Annotated in this window: 17 protein-coding genes; 13 read left to right on the plus strand and 4 right to left on the minus strand. The window is 61.8% G+C overall.

Going from position 1 to position 23,328, the window contains the following annotated elements:
* The first annotated feature begins 14 nt into the window (after positions 1–14).
* The 9 genes from glgX to BBF94_RS05360 all read left to right on the plus strand — a co-directional run bounded on the left by glgX (position 15) and on the right by BBF94_RS05360 (position 11,079).
* Entirely contained in the window at positions 15–2,174 is a 2,160-nt protein-coding gene (gene glgX, locus BBF94_RS05320) for a glycogen debranching protein GlgX (RefSeq protein ID WP_065258002.1), read from the plus strand.
* 1 nt (position 2,175) lies between these two features.
* Positions 2,176–3,174, plus strand: a complete 999-nt coding sequence (locus tag BBF94_RS05325; protein WP_065258003.1) for an acyl-CoA dehydrogenase family protein — start codon at positions 2,176–2,178, stop codon at positions 3,172–3,174.
* Positions 3,171–3,929, plus strand: a complete 759-nt coding sequence (locus BBF94_RS05330) for a PIG-L deacetylase family protein (RefSeq protein ID WP_065258004.1) — start codon at positions 3,171–3,173, stop codon at positions 3,927–3,929. Before BBF94_RS05325 ends, BBF94_RS05330 begins: the two co-directional genes overlap by 4 nt.
* Positions 3,926–4,525 carry an SAM-dependent methyltransferase gene (locus tag BBF94_RS05335; RefSeq protein WP_065258005.1) on the plus strand — a complete coding sequence of 200 codons (600 nt, stop codon included), beginning with the start codon at positions 3,926–3,928 and terminating at the stop codon, positions 4,523–4,525. The genes BBF94_RS05330 and BBF94_RS05335 overlap by 4 nt, the downstream gene beginning before the upstream one ends.
* A complete protein-coding gene (locus tag BBF94_RS05340) occupies positions 4,522–5,181 on the plus strand; it encodes a glycosyltransferase (protein WP_065258006.1) in 660 nt (219 codons plus the stop codon). The genes BBF94_RS05335 and BBF94_RS05340 overlap by 4 nt, the downstream gene beginning before the upstream one ends.
* Positions 5,182–5,350: 169 nt before the next feature.
* On the plus strand, positions 5,351–6,112 hold the full coding sequence (locus tag BBF94_RS05345; RefSeq protein WP_065258007.1) for a PIG-L deacetylase family protein: 762 nt from the start codon (positions 5,351–5,353) through the stop codon (positions 6,110–6,112).
* A gap of 89 nt (positions 6,113–6,201) precedes the next feature.
* A complete protein-coding gene (locus BBF94_RS05350) occupies positions 6,202–6,999 on the plus strand; it encodes an endonuclease/exonuclease/phosphatase family protein (protein ID WP_065258023.1) in 798 nt (265 codons plus the stop codon).
* 128 nt (positions 7,000–7,127) lie between these two features.
* On the plus strand, positions 7,128–9,686 hold the full coding sequence (locus tag BBF94_RS05355) for an autotransporter family protein (RefSeq protein ID WP_065258008.1): 2,559 nt from the start codon (positions 7,128–7,130) through the stop codon (positions 9,684–9,686).
* Between the two features lie 322 nt (positions 9,687–10,008).
* The gene (locus BBF94_RS05360; protein ID WP_065258009.1) at positions 10,009–11,079 is read left to right on the plus strand and encodes an autotransporter outer membrane beta-barrel domain-containing protein; all 1,071 of its coding nucleotides are present in this window, start codon (positions 10,009–10,011) and stop codon (positions 11,077–11,079) included.
* 79 nt (positions 11,080–11,158) lie between these two features.
* Here BBF94_RS05360 and glgB read toward each other — a convergent pair whose 3' ends face one another.
* The 3 genes from glgB to BBF94_RS05375 all read right to left on the minus strand — a co-directional run bounded on the left by glgB (position 11,159) and on the right by BBF94_RS05375 (position 18,898).
* Complete coding sequence (gene glgB, locus BBF94_RS05365) at positions 11,159–13,390, minus strand: 1,4-alpha-glucan branching protein GlgB (protein ID WP_065258010.1); 2,232 nt, start codon at positions 13,388–13,390, stop codon at positions 11,159–11,161.
* Between the two features lie 2 nt (positions 13,391–13,392).
* The gene (gene treS / locus BBF94_RS05370) at positions 13,393–16,734 is read right to left on the minus strand and encodes a maltose alpha-D-glucosyltransferase (RefSeq protein ID WP_065258011.1); all 3,342 of its coding nucleotides are present in this window, start codon (positions 16,732–16,734) and stop codon (positions 13,393–13,395) included.
* 169 nt (positions 16,735–16,903) lie between these two features.
* Entirely contained in the window at positions 16,904–18,898 is a 1,995-nt protein-coding gene (locus BBF94_RS05375) for an alpha-1,4-glucan--maltose-1-phosphate maltosyltransferase (protein ID WP_065258012.1), read from the minus strand.
* 218 nt (positions 18,899–19,116) lie between these two features.
* Between BBF94_RS05375 and BBF94_RS27915 the strand changes: the two genes are divergently transcribed.
* Positions 19,117–19,275 (plus strand): hypothetical protein, encoded by a 159-nt coding sequence (locus BBF94_RS27915; RefSeq protein WP_176704418.1) that lies wholly within the window; start codon positions 19,117–19,119, stop codon positions 19,273–19,275.
* A 1-nt stretch (position 19,276) separates the two neighbouring features.
* Here the strand turns inward: BBF94_RS27915 and BBF94_RS05380 are convergent, their stop codons facing one another.
* Positions 19,277–19,777, minus strand: coding sequence for an MgtC/SapB family protein (locus tag BBF94_RS05380; RefSeq protein ID WP_065258013.1), 501 nt, complete (start codon positions 19,775–19,777; stop codon positions 19,277–19,279).
* Positions 19,778–19,898: 121 nt separating this feature from the next.
* Here BBF94_RS05380 and BBF94_RS05385 point away from each other — a divergent pair, with 121 nt between their 5' ends.
* The 3 genes from BBF94_RS05385 to mapR all read left to right on the plus strand — a co-directional run bounded on the left by BBF94_RS05385 (position 19,899) and on the right by mapR (position 23,299).
* Positions 19,899–20,132, plus strand: coding sequence for a DUF3203 family protein (locus BBF94_RS05385; protein ID WP_065258014.1), 234 nt, complete (start codon positions 19,899–19,901; stop codon positions 20,130–20,132).
* 195 nt (positions 20,133–20,327) lie between these two features.
* The gene (gene ccoG / locus BBF94_RS05390) at positions 20,328–21,758 is read left to right on the plus strand and encodes a cytochrome c oxidase accessory protein CcoG (RefSeq protein WP_065258015.1); all 1,431 of its coding nucleotides are present in this window, start codon (positions 20,328–20,330) and stop codon (positions 21,756–21,758) included.
* Positions 21,759–21,889: 131 nt separating this feature from the next.
* Positions 21,890–23,299, plus strand: a complete 1,410-nt coding sequence (gene mapR / locus BBF94_RS05395) for a GntR family transcriptional regulator MpaR (RefSeq protein ID WP_065258016.1) — start codon at positions 21,890–21,892, stop codon at positions 23,297–23,299.
* The last annotated feature ends 29 nt before the right edge of the window (positions 23,300–23,328 follow it).

A 23,328-nucleotide genomic window follows, 5' to 3' on the forward strand; every position in this document is an offset into this window, starting at 1 on the left:
TTGCAGGAGCAATCATGACCCGTCCAAAACAAACCGAGCCCGCCGCCCATGCCGAGCCCACACGAATCCGTGAAGGTCTGCCCTTCCCGCTCGGTGCCACCTGGGATGGTCTGGGGGTCAACTTCGCGCTGTTTTCCGCCAACGCCACCCGGGTCGAATTGTGCATCTTCGACGATGCCGGGGAAGTCGAACTCGAACGCATCGAGCTGCCGGAATATACCGACGAGATCTTCCACGGCTATCTGCCCGACGCTCATCCGGGACTGATTTATGGCTACCGAGTCTACGGTCCTTACGACCCGGCCAACGGCCACCGTTTCAACCACAACAAATTGCTGATCGACCCCTACGCCAAGCAACTGGTCGGCCAGCTGAAATGGTCCGAAGCGCTGTTCGGCTACACCATCGGCCACCCGGATGCCGACCTCAGTTTCGACGAGCGTGACAGCGCGCCGTTCGTGCCCAAGTGCAAGGTCATCGACCCGGCGCACACCTGGGGCAACGACCATCGGGTCAGCGTGCCGTGGGACAAGACCATCATTTATGAAACCCACGTACGCGGCATCAGCATGCGCCACCCGGCGGTGCCGGATAACGTGCGCGGTACGTTCGCCGGGCTGATGGTCGACGATGTGCTGGAACATATCCGCAAACTGGGCGTATCGAGCGTCGAACTGTTGCCGATCCACGCCTTCGTCAACGACCAGCATCTGCTGCACAAGGGCATGACCAATTACTGGGGCTATAACAGCATCGCGTTTTTCGCCCCGGACCCGCGCTACCTGGCCAGCGGCAAGATCGCCGAGTTCAAGGAAATGGTCGCGCACCTGCACGAAGCCAACCTCGAAGTGATCCTCGATGTGGTCTACAACCACACCGCCGAAGGCAATGAACAGGGCCCGACCCTGTCGATGCGCGGGATCGACAACGCCTCCTATTACCGGCTGATGCCGGACGACAAGCGCTTCTATATCAACGATTCCGGCACCGGCAACACCCTGGACCTGAGTCACCCGTGCGTGCTGCAAATGGTCACCGACTCTTTGCGCTACTGGGCCAGCGAAATGCACGTGGACGGTTTCCGCTTCGATCTGGCGACCATCCTCGGGCGCTATCACGACGGTTTCGACGAGCGTCACAGCTTTCTCGTCGCCTGCCGTCAGGACCCGGTGCTGCGTCAGGTGAAACTGATCGCCGAACCCTGGGACTGCGGACCCGGCGGCTATCAGGTCGGCCACTTTCCGCCGGGCTGGGTCGAATGGAACGACAAGTTCCGCGACACCGTGCGTGCCTTCTGGAAAGGCGACGACGGCCAGCTCGCCGACTTCGCCAGCCGCATGACCGCCTCCGGGGAAATGTTCAACCAACGTGGCCGACGCCCTTACTCGTCGGTGAACTTCGTCACCGCCCACGACGGTTTCACCCTCAACGATCTGGTGTCCTACAACGACAAGCACAACGAGGCCAACGACGAGAACAATCAGGACGGCAGCAATAACAATCTGTCGTGGAACCATGGTGTCGAAGGCCCTACCGACGACCCGGAAATCAATGCGTTGCGTCACCGGCAGATGCGTAACTTCTTTGCCACGCTGCTGCTGGCCCAGGGCACGCCGATGATCGTTGCCGGCGACGAATTCGCCCGCACCCAGGACGGCAACAACAATGCCTATTGCCAGGACAGCGAAATCGGCTGGGTCAACTGGGACCTGAGCGAGGACGGCAAGGCGCTGCTGAAGTTCGTCAAACGCCTGATCAAGTTGCGCCTGGCTTATCCGATCCTGCGCCGCGGTCGTTTTCTGGTGGGCGAATACAACGAGGATATCGGGGTCAAGGACGTGACCTGGCTGGCACCGGATGCCACCGAGATGGGCACCGAACACTGGCACGACGCGCACAACCGCTGCCTGGGCATGCTGCTCGATGGCCGCGCGCAGGAAACCGGCATTCGCCGCAAAGGGGCCGATGCCACGTTGTTGCTGATCGTCAATGCCCATCACGACATCGTCAATTTCACCTTGCCGGAAGTACCGGAAGGCCGTTACTGGACCTGCATGATCGACACCAACCAACCGTCGATTCGCGGTCAGGAGCGCTTCGATTTCGGCCATGAGTACTCGGTCACCGGCCGTTCGCTGTTGTTGTTCGAACTGCAACGGGACGAGGAAGACTGACATGGAGCTCGCTGACTATCTGGCATTGCACGCACCGGACTATGGCGACACGGCTGCCCTTGGACGCTGTTTGCGGGAGATGGTCGAAGCCGGACTGGATCGGCTTCCGTTGCCCGGTAACGGCCACACACTGCAGCGTTGGCAACGGCTGTCGGAGGTCGGCGGGCATGATCTGGGGCTGTGCAAACTCTACGAAGGCCACACCGATGCCCTGGCGATCATCCATCAGCTCGGCGGCACGCCGACACCCGGCAGCACCTGGGGCATGTGGGCTGCCGAACCGCCCCAGGCGCGGGTGCGGGTCACGCCTTCCGGCCCCATGGTGCGCCTGCACGGACGCAAGGCCTGGTGTTCCGGAGCAGCGGTGCTCAGCCATGCGCTGCTCACCGCCTGGGATGACGACGATCGCCAACAACTGGTGGCGGTGGCCCTCGATCAACCGGGCGTGACAATCACCGATCAAGGCTGGCAAGCCATCGGCATGGCGGCCACCGGCAGCGTCGAGGTGCTGTTCGACAATGTCGAGGCCCAGGCCATCGGCAATCCCGGTGACTATCTGCAACGACCGGGTTTCTGGCACGGCGGCATCGGCATTGCCGCCTGTTGGTACGGGGCCGCACGGGCCATCGCCGAGCACTTGCGCCAGCATTGCGCCAAACGTGAAGAACCTCACGCACTCGCCAGTCTCGGCGCAGTCGACAGCGCGTTGCAGGCCGCTGCCCAAGTCCTGCGCAGCAGCGCGCTGGACATTGACCGTCACCCCCAGGCCGCTGCCGAACTGCTGGCCCGGCGGGTCCGTGCAGTGGTCGAGCACGCCGCCGAACAGGTCATCCGCGACACTGGCCACGCATTGGGCGCCGGGCCGTTCTGCAAGGACCGGCATTTCGCCCGACTGATCGCCGACCTTCCGGTGTACCTGCGCCAGAGTCACGCCGAACGCGACCTCGCCGTTCTCGGCCAACTGGCCGCCCGGCAACCGGTCGAGGGATGGGCGTTATGAAAAGCAATCCGATCGTCGGCCATGGCACGAGCCTGGAGCAATGGCAAACCTCCTGTCAGCTGGCGGCGCTGGACAGCATCGACATTCTTGACCTCGTGCCATCCGGTTCGCGGGCGGTGATCATCGCGCCCCATCCGGATGACGAAGTGCTGGGTTGCGGCGGGTTCCTGCAACGGCTCGCCGGTGCCGGGCGCTCGCTGCAACTGATTTCGGTCACGGACGGCAGCGCCAGTCATCCCGGTTCCACCCGTTGGCCGGTGGAGCGCTTGAGCGTGGTACGTCCACAGGAGTCCGCCGAGGCCTTGCGTCGCCTCGGTCTGCCGATGCATCAACTGCAATGGCTGCGCGGCGGCTTCCCCGACACTCAGGTGGCCGCTCGCGAATCTTCACTCTGCGACTATCTGACCGGCTATCTGCAGGCGGATGACGTGGTCTTCTCCACCTGGCGCGAGGACGGCCACAGCGACCATGAAGCCGTTGGCCGCGCCGCCGTGGATGCGGCACGGCGCGTCGGCGCACGCTGTCATGAGTTGCCGGTCTGGACCTGGCACTGGGCAGATCCGGAAGACGCCAGAGTACCGTGGGAGCGCGCCCGGAAAATCGCCCTGAGCAAAATGCAGATAGCGCGCAAGCGCCATGCGATCCATGCCTTTGCCAGTCAGCTGGAAGGCGACCCCGACGCGGGCCTGGCACCGGTGCTCCCGCCTCACGTGCTCGATCGACTGTTGCAGCCATTCGAGGTGGTGTTTCTATGAGCGTCGAGGATCGCTATTTCGAAGGGTTGTTCAGTGGCAATGATGACCCCTGGGCGTTTCGCCAGCGCTGGTATGAACAGCGCAAACGCGCCATTACGCTGGCCGCCCTGCCACGTCCTCGCTATCGGGCGATCTTCGAACCCGGTTGTGCCAATGGCGAACTGAGCGCGGCCCTGGCAGAACGCTGCGACCGGCTGTTGTGCTGCGACACCACGGGCGCCGCGGTCAAACTGGCGCGCACCCGGTTGAGCCTGTTCGATCACGCCGAAGTCCGGCATTGCCGCCTTCCGCAGCAATGGCCCGAGGAGAAGTTCGACCTGATCGTATTCAGCGAAATCGGTTATTACCTGGACCGTGACGACCTGATTGCCGTGATCCGCCATCTCGACGACTCACTGACCGCCGACGGGCAATTGCTGGCCTGCCATTGGCGGCCGGCCATCGAGGGCTGTCCGCTCAATGCACGCCAGGTCCACGACCTGATCCATGAACGCTTGCACCTGCCGCGACTGCTGCTACATCAGGAAGCGGATTTCCTGCTGGAAGTGTGGAGCCGCGAACCCCGGTCAGTGGCCACCCTGGAGGGATTGCGATGATCGGCATCCTGATTCCTGCACATAACGAAGAAGAACGGCTCGATGACTGCCTGCGTGCGGCCCTGCGCGCCGCCACTCATGCCATGCTGGCCGGCGAGCAGGTGGAAATTCTGATCGTTCTCGACAGCTGCACCGATCGTTCGGCGGAGATCGTCAGCCGGTATCCGGTATTGGCATTGAGTATCAACGCCCGCAATGTCGGTCTGGCCCGGGCGATCGGCGCGCAACGACTGCTTGAACGCGGTGCCCGCTGGATCTCCTGCTCGGATGCGGACAGCCGGGTCGCCGACGACTGGCTGGTCGCCCAGCTCGGACTGGGTGTGGATGCGGTCTGTGGAACGTTGACCGTCGAACACTGGCATGACTCGATCGATGAAGCGGCGCAAATCCGGTATCACCACCATTACCAGGCGTGTGACGGCCACCGGCATATTCACGGTGCGAATCTGGGTATCAGCGCCCAGGCCTACAAACGGGCCGGTGGTTTCCAGGCACTGGCCTGCGACGAAGACGTGCACCTGGTCCGGCAACTCGAGCGCTCCGGGGCCAGCATCGCCTGGAGTCATCGACCCCAGGTCGTCACCAGCGCCCGTCTCGACAGTCGCGCACGGGGTGGTTTCGGCGACTATCTGCGACAGTTGGCACAGTCTGAATAAAAAAAAGCGGATCAGATTGATCTGTGACGCGACGAACCGCGTGTCTTGAGCAATACTCTGCATCGCGGCAATCCAGGGTTCGGAGCGCTGCCGGGTTATCAACCAGCCTTCAAGGGTCACGCACACGCCCGTGCTCGACGGAAGGCCAGACACAAGGACGTCCTGCCCCATGAAACCGTTATCGCTGAATGAAAGCGGCCTGCCTGCACAAATCTGGAACAGTGCCGCGCAACTCGACAACATTCCCGTCATCAGCACCAATAATCTGGTCCCGGCCGGTGCCCGCGCCGTGGTCATCGCCCCTCATCCCGGGGACGAAGTGGTCACCTGTGGTGGCCTGCTGCAGCTGCTGTGCAGCCTTGGCCATCCCCTGCAATTGCTGTCGATCACCGATGGCAGTGCCAGCCATCCCGGTTCGCGTCAGTGGTCGGAGAAGCGCCTGAGCGTGTTTCGCCCCCAGGAAAGCGTCGAGGCCTTGCGCCGTCTGGGTCTGCCGATGCACAGCCTGAAATGGGTGCGCGGGGGCTTCACCGACAATGCGCTGCTCGACCAGGAAGCCCAGTTGACCGAATTCATCTCCCGCTACCTGCGCCCCGGCGACGTGGTGTTCAGCACCTGGCGCGAAGACGGTGCCGAGGATCATGAAGTGGTCGGCCGGGCCAGTGCCCAGGCTGCCCGCCAGGTCGGCGCCGCCTACCACGATGTGCCGGTCTGGGCCTGGCACTGGCCGGAACGCGATCAGGCACAGATTCCCTGGCACCGGGCGCGCAAGCTGCGCCTCGATACCTGGACGGTCGCGCGCAAGAGTCACGCCACCCACGCCTACGCCAGCCAGCTCAACGGCGAACCGGCCATCGGCATTGCGCCGCTGTTGCCCAAGGCTATTCTGGAGCGTATGCGTTTGCCCTATGAAATCGTTTTCGTGGATTGATCGACGGCGGCGGGCATCTCACTCAAAGTGAACTGCCCGGCGTTTCGGCCAGTCGCATGAACAGGCAGTCATGATTCAGAGGAGTGACCGTGTCCAGCGACCCCAAGCGTCATGTCATCGACGCAAAGCCCTTGAACCCGTCCGTCACCCATCGCCTGCGCGTGCTGACGGTCAATACACACAAAGGCTTCACTGCGCTCAATCGGCGTTTCATCCTTCCCGAATTGCGCGAAGCGGTGCGCAGTACCAGCGCCGATCTGGTGTTTCTTCAGGAAGTGGTGGGCGAACACGAACGGCATTCCAGTCGCTACAACGAGTGGCCACAGACCTCGCAGTACGAGTTTCTCGCCGACAGCATGTGGAGCGATTTTGCCTACGGCCGCAATGCGGTCTATCCCGATGGCCATCACGGCAACGCCTTGTTGTCGAAATACCCGATCCGTGAATACCGCAACCTCGACGTCTCGATCACCGGCCCCGAACGGCGGGGGCTGCTGCATTGCGTCCTGGACGTGCCGGGGCATGCCGAAGTCCATGCGATCTGCGTGCATCTGAGCCTGCTGGAAAGTCATCGGCAATTGCAGCTGCAGCTGCTCTGCCAGTTGCTGGAGTCCCTGCCGGACGAGGCGCCGGTGATCATTGCCGGTGATTTCAATGACTGGCAAATGCAAGGCAACGCCGCCCTCGCCCGTCGTGACTACCTGCATGAAGCCTTCGAACGCCACCATGGACGACCGGCCAAAACCTACCCTGCACGCTTCCCGTTGCTGCGCCTGGATCGGGTCTACCTGCGCAATGCCAGCAGCCATGACCCGCAGATTCTCGGCAACAAGCCCTGGACGCACCTGTCGGATCATCTGCCGCTGGCCGTCGAGGTACACATTTAAGGCATAAGCGCCGCTTTTCTGCAGTTCTGCCCTCAAGCACTGTCAGTTCTGACAGTAGGCGAAGACCGCAAGCCTTGTTAGGTTCAAGCCATTGCCCCCGCACGCGGGCGCCAATGAGCGCAAATTCCATGAAAGCTCCCGGCAATGCCAGTTTCCGCCATTTCAGTCTGCTGGCTGTTTCCATCTGTTTTCTGTTTGAGCCTCCTGCCCCGGCGCTCGCTCTCTGTACCTTGAACCCGACACCCGGCGACGACTCGTACACTTGCGACAGCCCTGGCAGTACATCGCTCACTGACCTTTCGGGAAACAACAGCCTGACGTTTCCCGCCAACGGTAATGGCAGCATTCCCGGCAACGTTACATTCGGCGCCGGGGCCGACCGCGTACTCATGCAATCGGGTGCAATCACGGGCGTTCTCGACATGGGCGATGGCAAGAATGTGCTGCAGATCGACAACGGCACCATCAGCGGCGCCGTTCACCAGGGCCATGGCGTAGACACGTTCATCATGCACGGCGGCACCATCGCTTCATTGACCCAGGGCGATGGATTCGACCGGTTCACGATGAGCGGCGGCACCATCACCGGCGCCTTCGAAGACGGCGATTTCGCGCAAATGAGCGGCGGTACCATCGGCCGTGTCGACATGAAGCTCGATGACAATGTCTTCGAGCTGTCGGGCGGCCAGATCATCGGCAATCTGGTGACAGGCTTCGACAATGACACCATCCGTGTTTCCGGCGGGCGGATCGGAGGAAACCTCAGCGTCAGCGGCGGCAGCGACAGCATCACGCTCACCGGCGGCGAAATCGCCGGGGAAATACGGGCCGGCACAGGCGATGACCGATTCGTGTGGGACGGTGGCGGCATCGTGCGCTCGGCGATTCTCATGGGTGACGGCAATGACAGTGCGATCCTGCGCAACCTCGACGACAGCCTGCTCGCGCTGACGCCTCGGCTCGATGGCGGCAGTGGCAACGATGTGTTGACGTTCGACAACAGCCACACTGCACTGGCCCAGCGTTATGCAAATTGGGAAACCATCAACCTGAACAACGGCTCGCGCATGGATCTGGGTGCAGACAGTCTGACCCTTGGCGACGCCGGCACCGGCCGGGGCGTACTGAATATCGACGCCAGCAGCACGCTGACATCTGCGCAAGGCGTCGTTTCAGCCGCTGTCGCCGGACAACCGGTGACCCTCAACAACGCAGGCGTCATCGACCTGACCGGCAACAGCAACCGCACCAGTGACACGCTGACGGTGCAAGGCAACTACGTCGGCGCCGGTGGCCATTTGCGCTTGCAAAGCGTGGTGGCAGGCGATGACGCCCCCAGCGACAGACTGGTGGTCAACAACGGCAGCCTGAGCGGTTCGACCCTCATCAGCGTCACCAACCTCGGCGGCAATGGCGCCCTGACCGCGCAGAACGGTATTCAACTGGTGCAGGCACTGGGCAGTTCCCTCAGTAACGACAGTGCATTTTCCCTGGCCAGTCCGGTGTCCGCCGGCGCCTATGATTACCGACTGTTCAAGGGCGGCGTGACCGCAGGCACGGAAAACAACTGGTACCTGCGTTCGGCCATCGTTGCACCGGGGGTGGTGAGCGTCCCCAATCCCGAACCAGGCCTTGCGCCGATACAGGTCCCGGTGGTGGCCGCTCCGGTGGCCGCTGTCGCTCCCGCCGGCAGCCCGCCGTTGCCGGCTGCGATTCCCGGCGCCGCGCCGATCGCCCTGTACCGTCCGGAAGTTCCCGTGTGGTCGGTGCTGCCTCCGGCGGCGGCGCAATTGGCGCTCAATGCATTGGGGACTTTCCATGATCGTCAGGGCGCCCAGCCACTGCTGGACCAGACCGGAACCTTCAGCTCCGGATGGGCGCGGATCTATGGCCGGCACCTCGACCAGACCTGGGCAGGCACGGTGACCCCGCGCCTGGACGGTTCGCTCAGCGGCCTGCAGGTCGGTCATGATCTTTACAGCGAGCGCTCGGATGCCATGACCTGGCGAGTCGGTGTGTTTGTCGGTCACAGCCGTTTGCGAGGCGACGTCAACGGTTTCAGCGATGCCATCGAAGACAACAGGGCCGGCACCCTCAAACTGCAGGGCGGCAGTTACGGGGTCTACTGGACGTTGATCAACCCTCACGGCGCTTACCTCGACACCGTACTGATGAGTACCCGCTTCGATGGCGACAGCCGCTCGATTCGCGGCGCACGCCTGGATAATCGCGGACACGCCCTCAGCGCTTCCGTCGAAAGCGGCTATCCGCTTTCGATCAATGATCGATGGACCCTCGAACCACAGGTTCAGCTCATCCATCAGGCGATCTCCCTCGACAGTCAGAACGATGGCGTCTCGCGTGTGTCCTTCGACGCCGACAATAGCCTCACTGCCCGACTGGGTACCCGTATCGTCGGGCATTACCGCCTGCAGGGCCGTGCGCTGGAGCCCTATCTGCGGGCAAACCTCTGGCACACTTTTTCAGGAACCGACGCCGTCACCTTCGCCGACACCGATGTGATCCGCAGTCAACAAAAGGCCTCCACGGCGGACCTCGGCATGGGCATGGCGCTGCGCCTGGATCGAACGGTCAGTATCTATGCCAGTACCGACTACAGCCACAATATTGACAGCACTGACCAGCGCAGCGTGTCCGCCAATCTGGGCATTCGTATCGACTGGTAGACCGACCGTCGGTCGCCGAACCGCACGCCCATACCGCTTGAGGAGCGATATTCCATACAAACAAGAACTTAGATAGCCGCGTAAAAACATGAAGTTGCATCTACAAATGCAACGCTACCGCTTATCGTCCATTTTCTTGACGCACTGTCAGCGATCTTCTTAGCTCTAGCTTACTACCCCCGGAAACACTATCCGGGGCGAGCCCCGGACAGTCGTGAAAACGAGTGCCCCGAGGTTCGCCTCGCTCCATTCGGTCGCCCCTCATTCGGGGTAGGAGAGACGCCAAGGCGAGATACCGCATGCGTTAGCAAGGCAGACGCTCATGAAAACTTCAGTCACTTCAAACGAGATAAAAATCACCTTTTGCAGCGTTTCAAGCTCCATTCTGCTGTGTTCATCCATGGAGGCACAGGCCGGTCCTGCAGCGGATGAAGCCACGCCCTGGTATCGGCAGGACGTTCCCGTCCTGACCCTGCCTGCAACCATCATCACTCCTGATCGCCCCCGCAACAGCCCGCGCCCCGATCTGCGCGGCCCGAACCTGTTCAGCGAAGATCTGGCTCCCTCGGCCCGGGATCAGCTATACGGACAATCTGCTCGCCAGGCACAAACCGATCGTCTCGAACCGGGATTTACGGCAGCCGGATCAACCGCACTCAAAGGACCACCGGTATTGACCCTGCAAGACAGCAGCGGACAGACCCAGCGATTCGGGCTGATCGGCGGTACGACGCACATTCTGGCCAATGGCAGCGGGCTGAAGGTCAACCCGATCCTCGCCGACCCGACCACCGACACCCTCAACCTGCAAGGCCAGAGCCTCGGCGCCTATTACAGTCTGAGCGGTTCCGAGGGCTGGCACGTCGACCTGTCGGCCAGCGGCGGCCGGGTCAGCGGGTTCAGTCGCAATGAACAAGGCGCGCGCCTTGCCACCGAGGGCAGCGCGCTGACGTTCTCGGTGGAAGGTGGTTTCGCCATCGGTCTGGGCGAAAACTGGGTCGTCGAACCCCAGGCGCAGTTGATCAACCAGCGGATCACCCTCGACACGCCGTACGCCGGTTCAGGCAATGCCTCATCCAGCGATCTGTCGTCCTGGAGCGGTCGCGTCGGGGCACGATTGAAAGGCAGCTACGACCTGAGCGGTCTGCCCGTCGAACCCTATGTGCGCACCAACCTGTGGCACACCGTGTACACCGGCAGCACCGTGACCCTCGATCAGGTGGACAAGATCAGCAGCAGCCGCAAGTCCTCCACGGTAGAGCTTGGTCTGGGGCTGGTGGCGCGGGTCACACCGAAGGTAAGCCTGTACGTCAGCGCCGACTACAGCAGTGATGTGGATGACAATGATCTGAACGGGTTGATCGGCAGTCTGGGGGTTCGGATGCGCTGGTAAGCAAGCGTCATGATCGTTCCTGCGCTCCGCGTGGGAATGCCTCAAGGAACGCGGAGCGTTGGAACGATCTTGCGTGGGGTCAACCCTCGGGCTTGAGAATCAACACCGCCAGCGGCGGCAGGTTCAGCTCCAGCGACAACGCCTGACCGTGGCTGGCGACCTCTTCGGTAAAAGCCCCGCCGCCATTGCCGTAATTGGAACCGGCATAGGTGTCGGCATCGCTGTTGAACAACTCGTTCCAACGCCCGGCAAACGGCACACCGACCCGATACGACTGCCGCGGCACCGGGGTGAAGTTGGCCACCACCAGCACTGGCGATCCGTCCCTGCTCCAGCGCAACCAGGCGTAGACGCTGTTGATCGCGTCGTCACCGATCAACCACTGGAACCCTTGCGGCGCATCATCCTGCTCATGCAGCGCCGGCTCCTCGCGATACAAGCGGTTGAGGTCGGTCACCAGCTTCTGCACGCCCTTGTGTTCGGAATACTGCAGCAGATACCAGTCCAGTTGCTGATCGTGGTTCCATTCACGCCATTGGCCGAACTCGCAGCCCATGAACAGCAGCTTCTTGCCCGGATGGGTCCACATGAAGCTCAGATAGGCCCGCAGGTTGGCGAATTTCTGCCAGCGGTCGCCGGGCATCTTGTCGATCAGCGAGTGCTTGCCGTGCACCACTTCATCGTGGGAGATCGGCAGGATGAAGCGCTCGGACCAGGCGTACACCAGACCGAAGCTCAGCTCGTTGTGGTGATGGGCGCGGTACACCGGATCCTGCTGAATGTAATGCAATGAATCGTGCATCCAGCCCATGTTCCACTTATACGAAAAACCGAGACCACCCTGCTGGGTGCTCTGACTGACCCCCGGCCATGCCGTGGATTCCTCGGCGATCACCAGCGCTCCTGGGGCCTCCAGTGCCACCACATCGTTGAGGTGGCGCAGGAAATCGATGGCCTCCAGATTCTCCCGGCCACCGTGACGATTGGGCACCCACTCCCCGGCCTTGCGCGAATAGTCGCGATAGAGCATCGAGGCCACCGCATCGACCCGCAGCCCGTCGACGTGGAAATGCTTCAGCCAGTGCAGTGCCGATGCGAGCATGTAGCCATGCACCTCGGTACGACCCAGGTTGTAGATCAGCGTGTCCCAGTCCTGATGAAAACCTTCCAGCGGGTTGCCGTATTCGTACAGCGCCGTGCCGTCGAACTGCGCCAGACCGTGAACATCGGTCGGGAAATGCGCCGGCACCCAGTCGAGAATCACACCAATGTCAGCCTGATGGCAGGCGTTGACGAACGCCGCGAACTCGTCCGGCGTGCCGTAACGCGCGCTCGGCGCGAATTGCGACAGCAATTGATAGCCCCAGGAGCCACCGAACGGGTGCTCCATGATCGGCATCAGTTCGATGTGGGTGAAGCCCAGTTCCTTGACGTAGGGGATCAGTCGCTCGGCCAGTTCCGGCCAGCGGTACTGGCGGGAGACTTCACCCAGATCATCCAGTTCGCATTGCCAGGAACCGGCATGCAGCTCATAGATCGACAGCGGCGCATTGTGTTGCTGGCGCTCGCGGCGGCCGGTCATCCAGTCCTGATCCTGCCAGTCGATCTGCAACGGCGAAGCGACTTTGGAAGCCGTGTCAGGCGGCAGGCTGGTGGCCAGTGCCATCGGGTCGGCCTTGAGCGGCAGGATGCCGTGGGCGCCAAGGATTTCGTATTTGTACAGATCCCCCGCCTGCAGGCGCGGAATGAACAACTCCCAGACCCCGGACGGATGCCGCAGCCGCATCGGATGCCTGCGCCCGTCCCAGACATTGAAATCACCCACCACCGACACCCGTCGGGCGTTCGGCGCCCACACGGCAAACCGCACGCCGTCGACGCCATCGACGGTTTTCAACTGCGCACCGAGGCAACTGCTGAGGTCGCGATGATTGCCTTCGGCGAACAGGTACAAGTCCATGTCGCCCAGCAACTGGCCGAAGCTGTAGGGGTCTTCGGTGACCTGCTCGCCACCGGCCCAGCGAGTGCGCAACAGGTAAGGACGCACATCCTCGAAATGCGCGACGAACAGCCCCGGCGTCTCGGTCAACGCCAACGGACCGCGCTCTTCACCAGAGTCCTTGTCCAGCACCGTGACGCTCAACGCACCGGGCAGATAGGCCCGGATGAATTGCCCGCCGGCGCCATCGCCGTGGGGGCCGAGAATGGAAAACGGGTCCTGATGTTCTGCGCGCACCAGGGCATCGATGTCCCTGGCTTTGGGCAGCAAACGCTCTTCAACGTGACCCTGTTCCTTGTTCGAGAAACTCATGACTACTCTCCACCAAGATCGGAAAAGGGTTTCAGCCCCGTCAACAACCCGTACAGACCGTGCAACGGCACGGGCAGCCAGGTGGGGCGATTTTCGGCTTCATAGGCCACTTCGTAGGCCGCTTTCTCCAGACCGAACAACGCCAGCGCGGCGTCGGCACCTTCAGGATCCTGCCAAGCATGATCAAGACTAGCTGCCGCCCGGTGATATGCCTGCACAAAGGCTTCCCGCGCTTCGCGCAGATAACGTTCGGTCACCCGCCGACGTGCGGCCTCGGCTTCGGGACTGTTGTCGACGTTGTGCACATTGAGGGCCATCGCGGCGGCGTAATCGAACGAACGCAACACCCCGCTGACATCCTTGTAGGGGCTGTGCTTGCCGCGCCGTTCAGCCAGAGGCCGCGCCGGTTCGCCTTCGAAGTCGATCAGATACGCATCGCCCTTGATCACCAGCACCTGGCCCAGATGCAGATCGCCGTGCACCCGGATGCGCAGGCCGCCGGCGGATTTCTTCGCCAGCTCCTGTACATGGGCGAGGATGGTTTTCCTGTGGTCGAGCAGGCGACCGACCAGCTTCTGATCCGCCCCATCGAGTTCGCCCTGATGCTGTTTGAGCAGTACCAGCGCATGCTCGACCTGAGCGGCGACATCCTTGCCGGTGGCCTGTGCATCCCTGGCCGAACTGACCTGCGGCGCGAAGTCCTGGTTGTCGGTGGCTGTCGCCAGCACCTGATGCATTTCCCCCAGACGCTGACCCAGCATGCCGGCGAAATCCTTCAGCTCGCCGAGGGCGTTGTAATGCTGCGACTGTTCGGACACGGCGTCTGCCAGTTCATCGCGCAGCGCCCGCTCGAGGTTGTTCTGCGTCCATTCCCAGGCGTCGCCCTGATTGCTCAAATAGCCCTGCGCAATCATCAGCAGGTTGTCTTCGCCCTGCCCGTCGCGGCGAATCACCGAGCCGAGCAACGGGGAAATATTGGCAAATCCGGCGCGGGTCAGGTAAGCGCTCATCTCCAGTTCCGGGTGTACGCCGGAAGCGACTTTGCGGATCAGTTTCAGTACCAGACTGTTGCCGATCACCACCGAACTGTTGGATTGCTCGGCGGACAGATAACGCACTTCGGATTCGGCGCCGAGTCCGAGCTTGTCCAACTGTGGCGTGGACTCGAAACGGATTTCGCCATCGCTGGAGTCCAGCACCGTGCCACTTTGCATGCCTTGTAAAACCGCCCGAATAAACGCTTCAAGGCTGAACGCATCGGTAATAAGCCCCACCTGTCGCCCCCGCCGCACCCGCGCCAGCGCCAATTGCTGGGGCAGTGCCGGCCCGACCTGATCTTCCGAAATGAACCCGAAAGGCAACTGGTAACGACTGCTCTGCCCGCCGCTGCCGACTTCGATTTCGCTGAACAGCACCGGATGCTGCGCATCGCCGAAGCGCACGCCGTAGGCCAGACGGACCTGCTCGACGGCCGCATCCTTGCCGGCGAACCAGCGGCGGTTGTGCAACCAGCTCGGCAAAATGGCTTGTTCGAGGGTGGCCCGGGACGGCGCTTCGAGCAGTTCTTCCATGCGTTTTTTCAGCACCAGCGTGGTGAAGTCCGGCAGGCTCTGCGCCGGCTCGACGTGCCAGCTCGGCATCTGGTTTTCCGCCGCCAGGCCGAACCAATAGAAACCGTAAGGCGCCAGGGTCAGCAGGAAATTCAATTGGCCGATGGGCGGAAATGCATTACCGCCCAGCATCTCCACCGGCACCATGCCCACGTAAGCCGACAGGTCCAGCTCCACGGCCTGGGCGCTGCGCGAGACGTTGGCCACGCACAGGATGATTTCGTGTTTGCCGTCCGGCCCCGTGTATTCGCGGGTGTAGGCCAGCACACGACGGTTGGCCGGCGAGAGCATTTTCAAGGTGCCGCGACCGAACGCCTTCGACTGCTTGCGCACGGCCAGCAGACGCCGGGTCCAGTTCAGCAGCGAATGCGGATCGCCGGCCTGGGTTTCGACGTTGACCGACTGAAAGCCGTACTGCGGATCCATGATCGGCGGCAGTACCAGACTCGCCGGATCGGCGCGGGAGAAACCGCCGTTACGGTCGATCGACCATTGCATCGGCGTGCGAACACCGTCGCGGTCGCCGAGATAGATGTTGTCGCCCATGCCGATTTCGTCGCCGTAATACAGGGTCGGCGTGCCCGGCATCGACAGCAGCAGGCTGTTGAGCAGCTCGATCCGGCGGCGGTCGCGCTCCATCAATGGTGCCAGCCGCCGACGAATGCCGAGGTTGATCCGCGCACGGCGGTCGGCGGCGTAGTAGTTCCAGAGGTAATCGCGTTCCTTGTCGGTGACCATCTCCAGCGTCAGTTCATCGTGATTGCGCAAGAAGATCGCCCATTGGCAATTGGCCGGGATCTCCGGGGTCTGGCGCAGGATATCGGTGATCGGGAAGCGATCCTCCTGGGCCAGCGCCATGTACATGCGCGGCATCAGCGGGAAGTGAAACGCCATGTGGCATTCATCGCCGTTGACGCCCTCGGCGTCGGTCTCACCGAAGTACAGTTGGGTGTCTTCGGGCCATTGGTTGGCTTCGGCCAGCAGCATGCGATCAGGGTAATTGGCGTCGATTTCAGCACGGATCCGTTTGAGGACGTCGTGGGTTTCCGGCAGGTTTTCGTTATTGGTGCCGTCGCGCTCGATCAGGTACGGAATGGCATCCAGCCGCAGGCCGTCGATGCCCATGTCCAGCCAGTAGCGCATCACCGACAGCACGGCCTTCATGACCTGCGGGTTGTCGAAATTGAGGTCCGGCTGGTGCGAATAGAAGCGGTGCCAGAAGTACTGGCCGGCCACCGGGTCCCAGGTCCAGTTGGACTTTTCGGTATCGAGAAAAATGATCCGCGTGCCGTCGTACTTCTGGTCGTCATCCGACCACACATAGAAGTCGCGGGCTGCCGAACCGGGTTTGGCCCTGCGCGCCCGCTGGAACCACGGATGCTGATCCGAGGTATGGTTGATGACCAGTTCACTGATCACCCGCAAACCACGTTTATGTGCTTCGGCAATGAAACGCCTGGCATCGGCCATGGTTCCGTAATCGCTGTGGACGCCACGGTACTCGGCAATGTCGTAACCGTCATCGCGCCGTGGCGACGGGTAGAACGGCAGCAGCCAGATGGTATTGACGCCGAGTTCGGCGATGTAATCGAGCTTGGCGATCAAGCCGGGAAAATCGCCGATTCCGTCGTTGTTGGAGTCGAAAAAGGATTTGACGTGAACCTGATAAATCACCGCGTCCTTGTACCAGAGCGGGTCCTTGATGAAGGTGGCCGACTTGGTTTTCTTCGCCATGTGAAACTCCTGTTGAACTCTATAAACACGATGAGCCGATCACTTGGCTCGCAAACGATGAGCAACCTGTGGGAGCGAGCCTGCTCGCGAATTCGATTTGAGAGGCAACATATGTATTGAATGTTGGCCCGTATTCGCGAGCAGGCTCGCTCCCACAGGGGATCAGTGTTCAGGCGGTAATGCGCCAGATCCCGAACGGCTGATACGCCGGATCGATCCGCATGAACTGGTACTTGCCGTGCCAGTCCCAGCGATGACCGTTCATCAGGTCTTCGCCGTGGGTGGTGGCGTCGTCCGGCAGGCCCATTTCCCAGAGCGGCAATTCGAAATTGGCCTCTTGCGGGTGATGCGGATCGAGGCTGACGGCCACCAGAATGAAGTTGCTGCCATCAGCGCTGCGCTTGCCGAAATACAGAATGTTGTCGTTCCAGGCGTTGTAGATTTTCAGGCCCAGATGGCTGTGCAGCGCCGGGTTCTGCCGGCGGATGCGATTGAGCTGGGCGATCTCGGCGATGATGTTGCCGGGCTGGTTGAAATCCCGGACGCGGATCTCGTACTTCTCGGAATCGAGGTATTCCTCCTTGCCCGGCACCGGTGCCGATTCGCACAGTTCGAACCCCGAATACATGCCCCAAAGGCCGGAGCCCATGGTCGCCAGCGCGGCGCGGATGAGAAAACCGGGACGTCCCGATTCATGCAGAAACGCCGGATTGATGTCCGGGGTATTGACGAAGAAGTTCGGCCGGTAACATTCGCGCCACGGCGAGTCGTTGAGTTCGCTGAAGTAGCTCGCCAGTTCGGCCTTGGTGTTGCGCCAGGTGAAATAGGTGTAGCTCTGGGTGTAACCGACCTTGCCCAGTCGCGCCATCATCGCCGGCGTGGTGAAGGCTTCGGCGAGGAAGATCACCTCGGGGTGCAGTGTGCGCACGTCGGCGATCAGCCATTGCCAGAATGGCAGCGGCTTGGTGTGCGGGTTGTCGACACGGAAGATCTTCACACCCTCCTCGACCCAGCCGACGACAATGTCACGCAGCTCGACCCACAGGCTCGGGATCGCTTCCGGCGCATAGAAATCGACGTTGACGATGTCCTGGTATTTTTTCGGCGGGTTCTCCGCGTATTTGATCGTGCCGTCCGGACGCCAGTTGAACCAGCCCGGATGCTGCTTGAGCCACGGGTGATCCTGGGAACACTGGATGGCGAAATCGAGGGCGATCTCCAGCCCATGGTCGGCAGCCGCCGCCACCAGACGACGAAAGTCCTCACGGGTACCGAGCTGCGGGTGAATCGCGTCGTGCCCGCCTTCCTCGCTGCCAATTGCATAAGGACTGCCGGGATCGTCCGGGCCTGCGGTCAGCGAATTGTTGCGACCCTTGCGATGGCTGCGGCCAATCGGATGGATCGGTGTGAAATACAACACGTCGAAGCCCATGTCCTGAATCATCGGCAACCGCGCGTGTACATCATTGAAGGTGCCGTGGCGGGCGGGATCATCGGTGATCGAGCGGGGAAACAGCTCGTACCAGCTGGCGAACTCGGCCAGCTCCCGTTCGACATCCACCGGAAATTCCGCGCTGATGCTCAGGTACGGACGCAGATCGGCTTCGGCCATCAACTGCGCACTCTGCGGGTGCAGAAACAGCGCGACCTGCTCGGTTTCGAGCAGTCCGGACAGCTCATGGTGCATGGCCGCCAGCCGCTCGCTGAGCGGCCCTTCGCTGCGTTCGGCGGCCTGTTGCACCATCGTCCGGCCTTCTTGCAGCTCCAGGCTGAGCGGGACGGCTGCGAGGTGTTTCTTCTCCAGTTCGTACTGAAAACTGGCGAACTGATCGATCCAGGCTTCGATCAGGTACAGATAACGGCCTACACGCTGTGGCCGGAAACGACCTTGCCAGCCATTGTTGCCCTGATCGGTCATGACTTCGCTGTGCCAGGCTTCCTCGCCTTCCTCTCGCCAGCGGATGCGCACCGCCAGTTTGTCGTGGCCGTCGGCGAAAATCTTGCTGGTGACCACGATCTCGCGCCCGATCACGGCCTTGACGGCAAACTGCCCGCCATCGAGGGTCGGCCGAGTGTTTTCAATGACAATGCGCGGCAGCAACAACGCCTGTGACAGCGGGATGTGCGGGTTGTAGCTCTGTTCGGAGGGTTTTTCAGCCGTCATCGAGCATCTCTCCTTAACGCCCCAGGGACGCACGGTTGCCTGTTCAGTACTCAAAACCAGACCGGTGCCCGGCAATGAACGCTCTCAGGTTCCGAGCGAACCTCGGTGACAAAAGTTCACAGGGATTTGCGCCGCCACAAAATCGGATCGATTTCGTGCAGACGTGGTCAACCCACTTAAGCACTTCTCACGCCATGTGCCACACGGAGGTTCATCCGATGAGTATTCCGATCCCCGCTGAAACACCCGATCCGAACATCGACAAACCGGTGCTGCCCGAGACCGAGCCGCAACCGGTTCCGGAACAGGAACCACCGGGCACCACACCACCGCCCAAGGAAGAGCCACCGAGCACCATGCCGCCGGTGATTGTCTGACTCAGGGCTCATGATCTTTCTCGAAGACTTTCACGATCCGTGGCATGACACTGAAGATCCCCAGCGCCAGCAACGTACTTAGCACCGCCGTCGCTTCGCGGCCCAGCCCGGCCGCGACGCCGATGGCGGCGGTCATCCACAGGCCCGCGGCAGTGGTCAGGCCCTTGACGTGACCTTCGTCACCTTCGTGATTTTTCAAAATGGTGCCGGCCCCGAGAAAGCCGATCCCGGCAATCACGCCCTGCACCACCCGGCTCATCGCATCGGCCTGGGAGCCGGACAACTGCGGCACCAACACAAACAGCGCGGCGCCGAGGGCCACCAGCATGTGCGTGCGGACACCGGCAGCCTTGCCCTTGTGCTCACGTTCGAAACCGAGAATCCCGCCCAGTACGGCCGCCATCAGCAGCCGCACGGTGATCCGCGTCAGTTGTGACGCATCACCGATGTCGGCGAATTCCGCTTGCAGGGTTTTCCACACTTCATGCCACCAGGCGTCCATTGCGCAGTCCTTGAGACGAGGTCATGAACGGTGGACAGCAGCGACCATTAATCGGTTGCGTAGAACGATCACCCGAACGGGCGCCCTAACCTTTCAACACTCTTGGAAAAAGGGCAGCCCCATGACCGTGCGCATCGAAAATCAGACCTGTTTCTTCGCCACTGAAAACGGTGAACAGATTCGCCTGTGCGGCGACCTGACGGTCATCACCGACAGTGAAAAATCGATGTCCGCCGTGGAAATCGAAGGCCGACGCATCTACATCACGGAAGCCGAAGCCGATGCGTTGACCGTCGCCGGAGCCGCTGACGGGCGCAAACACCTCAAAGCCACCGACGGTGATTCGGTGATTTGACTGACCCCGGTCAATATCTCGCGCAGCCGTCCGGGATAGGCGCCTGCGCCCCTTGCCTACAGCTGCTTCAAGTTGTCGCAGGGCCGGGTGAAAACCCCATCTGATACGCTTTTTATTGAAAGACCTGAGTCTGTTATGCAAACAGATCGGCGCTCATAGTTCATTGGCCTGATGGAGGCTGATGAGCGAACGACCATGAGCGAACGAATCCCCGTCCGAACCGTAGAAGCATCTCCCCGAATAAAAAAAGTACCGGCGCGCCCAATGAAGGCGAAACACGCCAGCAGCGATAACCAGATTTTCACCCGCAGCTTCACCGGCCTGTTCCGCACCTTGCGCATGAGCGGCGCGGGATTTCTGTTCCTGCTGTTTTTCGGCACGGTGTGGCTGAACTGGGGAGGCCGTCAGGCGGTGCTCTGGGATCTTTCCGAAAGCAAATTCCACATCTTTGGCGCGACCTTCTGGCCGCAGGATTTCATTCTGCTGTCGGCGCTGCTGATCATTGCCGCGTTCGGCCTGTTCGCCATTACCGTATTCGCCGGACGAGTCTGGTGTGGTTATACCTGTCCGCAGAGTTCGTGGACCTGGATCTTCATGTGGTGCGAAAAAGTCACCGAGGGCGACCGTAACCAGCGCATCAAGCTGCAAGCGGCACCCTGGAGCCTGAACAAACTCGCGCGGCGTGCGGCCAAGCACACGCTGTGGCTGGCGATCAGCGTGCTGACCGGCCTGACCTTCGTCGGCTACTTCACGCCGATCCGCCCGTTGGCCGAAGAACTGCTGACCCTGCAGATCGGTGGTGTCAGCCTGTTCTGGGTGCTGTTCTTCACCGCTGCCACCTACATCAACGCCGGCTGGCTGCGCGAAGCGGTGTGCATGCACATGTGCCCGTATGCGCGGTTCCAGAGCGTGATGTTCGACAAGGACACCCTGGCCATTTCCTACGACGCCGCCCGTGGCGAAAACCGTGGCCCGCGCAAGCGCGACGTGAAACCGGCCGAAGCCGGTCTCGGCGATTGCATCGACTGTCAGTTGTGCGTGCAGGTCTGCCCGACCGGCATCGACATCCGTGACGGTCTGCAAATGGAATGCATCGGCTGTGCGGCGTGCATCGACGCCTGCGATTCGATCATGGACAAGATGAACTATGCGCGGGGCCTGATCCGCTATACCTCGGAGCGTGAGTTGCAGGGGGGCAAGACGCATCTGTTGCGTGCGCGCCTGATCGGCTACGTCACGGTACTGGTGGTGATGATCGGCGCTCTCACCCTGGCCTTGATCGAACGACCGATGGTGTCGCTGGACGTGACCAAGGACCGTGGCCTGTTCCGCGAGAACGGACAGGGCCAGATCGAGAACATCTACACCCTCAAGGTCATCAACAAGACCCAGCAACGTCAGGACTACAACCTGAGTCTGGTGGACGGCGACGGCTTCCAGCTCCAGGGCAAGACCGAGCTGAGCCTGGCGCCGGGCGAGATCGTCGATGTGCCGGTGTCCGTGGCCATGACCACCGAACGTGCAACCAGCAGCTCGCAGACCTTGAGTTTCAAGATTGCCGACAGTAATGAGCCAGAGATTTACAGCGTGGCGAAGAGCCGGTTTGTTGCGCCGATGAATCGCTGATCCCTTAGACTGCGGCGCGGCCATTCGCGAGCAGGCTCGCTCCCACAGGGAATGCAGTCAACGGTGGGAGCGAGCCCGCTCGTGAATGAAGGCGACACGGTCTTTCAGAAAGAAATCAATCCGGACCCAAGATGAAACGCTACGAAAAATTCGCCGACGACATCGCTGAACTGATCCGCTCCGGCGTCCTCGGCCCTGGTCAGCGGGTGCCATCAGTGCGCTACGCGAGCCAGACTTATGGCGTCAGCCCGTCCACGGTGTTCCAGGCTTATTACCTGTTGGAACGTCGCGGCCTGATCCGCGCCCGCCCGCGCTCCGGCTACTTCGTCAACACCCACGCTCCGAGCCCCTTCTCGGAGCCGGTGATCAGCCCCCCCGTCAACGAATCCACCCGGGTCGACGTCAGCGAACTGGTGTTCTCGGTGCTGGAATCGATCAAGGACCCGAGCACCGTACCGTTCGGTTCGGCGTTTCCCAGCCCCGAGTTGTTCCCGCTCCAACGCCTGTCCCGTTCACTGGCCAGCGCCGCCCGGGAGATGGATCCGCGCATGGTGGTCACCGACATGTCGCCGGGCAACCCGCAACTGCGCCGCCAGATCGCCCTGCGCTACATGGTCGGCGGCCTGATGCTGCCGATGGAAGAACTGCTGATCACCAACGGCGCTCTGGAGGCGCTGAACCTGTGCCTGCAAGCAGTGACCGAACCGGGCGACCTGGTGGCCATCGAAGCCCCGGCGTTCTACGCCAGCCTGCAGGTGCTGGAGCGTTTGAAGCTCAAAGCCGTGGAAATCCCCGTGCACCCGCGCGACGGCATCGATCTTGGCGTGCTTGCCCAGACCCTGGAACGGCATCCGATCAAGGCCTGCTGGTGCATGACCAGTTTCCAGAACCCGATGGGCGCGACCATGCCCGAGGCCAGGAAACAGGAACTGGTGGAGTTGCTCAAGCGGCATCAGGTGCCGTTGATCGAGGACGATGTCTACGCCGAACTCTATTACGGCCAACAGGCGCCGAAACCGGCCAAGGCTTTCGACACCGAAGGTCTGGTGATGCATTGCGGTTCGTTCGCCAAGAGCCTGGCCCCGGGTTATCGCATCGGCTGGGTCGCCGCCGGGCGCTACGCGCAGAAGATCGAACGCCTGAAACTGATGACCTCGTTGTGCGCCTCCATGCCGGCCCAGGCGGCCATCGCCGACTACCTGCAACACGGCGGCTATGATCGCCATCTGCGCAAACTGCGCTACGCCCTCGAAGAACAACAAAGCGCCATGCTGGCGGCTATCGCCCGCTACTTCCCGGCGCAGACGCGTGTGAGCCAACCGGCCGGCGGCTATTTCCTGTGGCTGGAACTGCCACCGCAGATGGATTCGTTGAAGCTGTTTCAAATGGCGTTGGCGCAAGGCATCAGCATTGCGCCGGGGCCGATCTTCTCGCCGACCCAGCGATTCAGGAACTGCATCCGCTTGAACTACGGCAGCCCGTGGACCGAAGCCTCGGAGAAAGCGATGGAGACGTTGGGGCGGATTGTGCGGTCGTTCTGAAGATTACTCCGTGATCGTTCCCACGCTCC

This window comes from Pseudomonas bananamidigenes (genome assembly GCF_001679645.1).
Taxonomy (GTDB): Bacteria; Pseudomonadota; Gammaproteobacteria; order Pseudomonadales; family Pseudomonadaceae; genus Aquipseudomonas; species Aquipseudomonas bananamidigenes.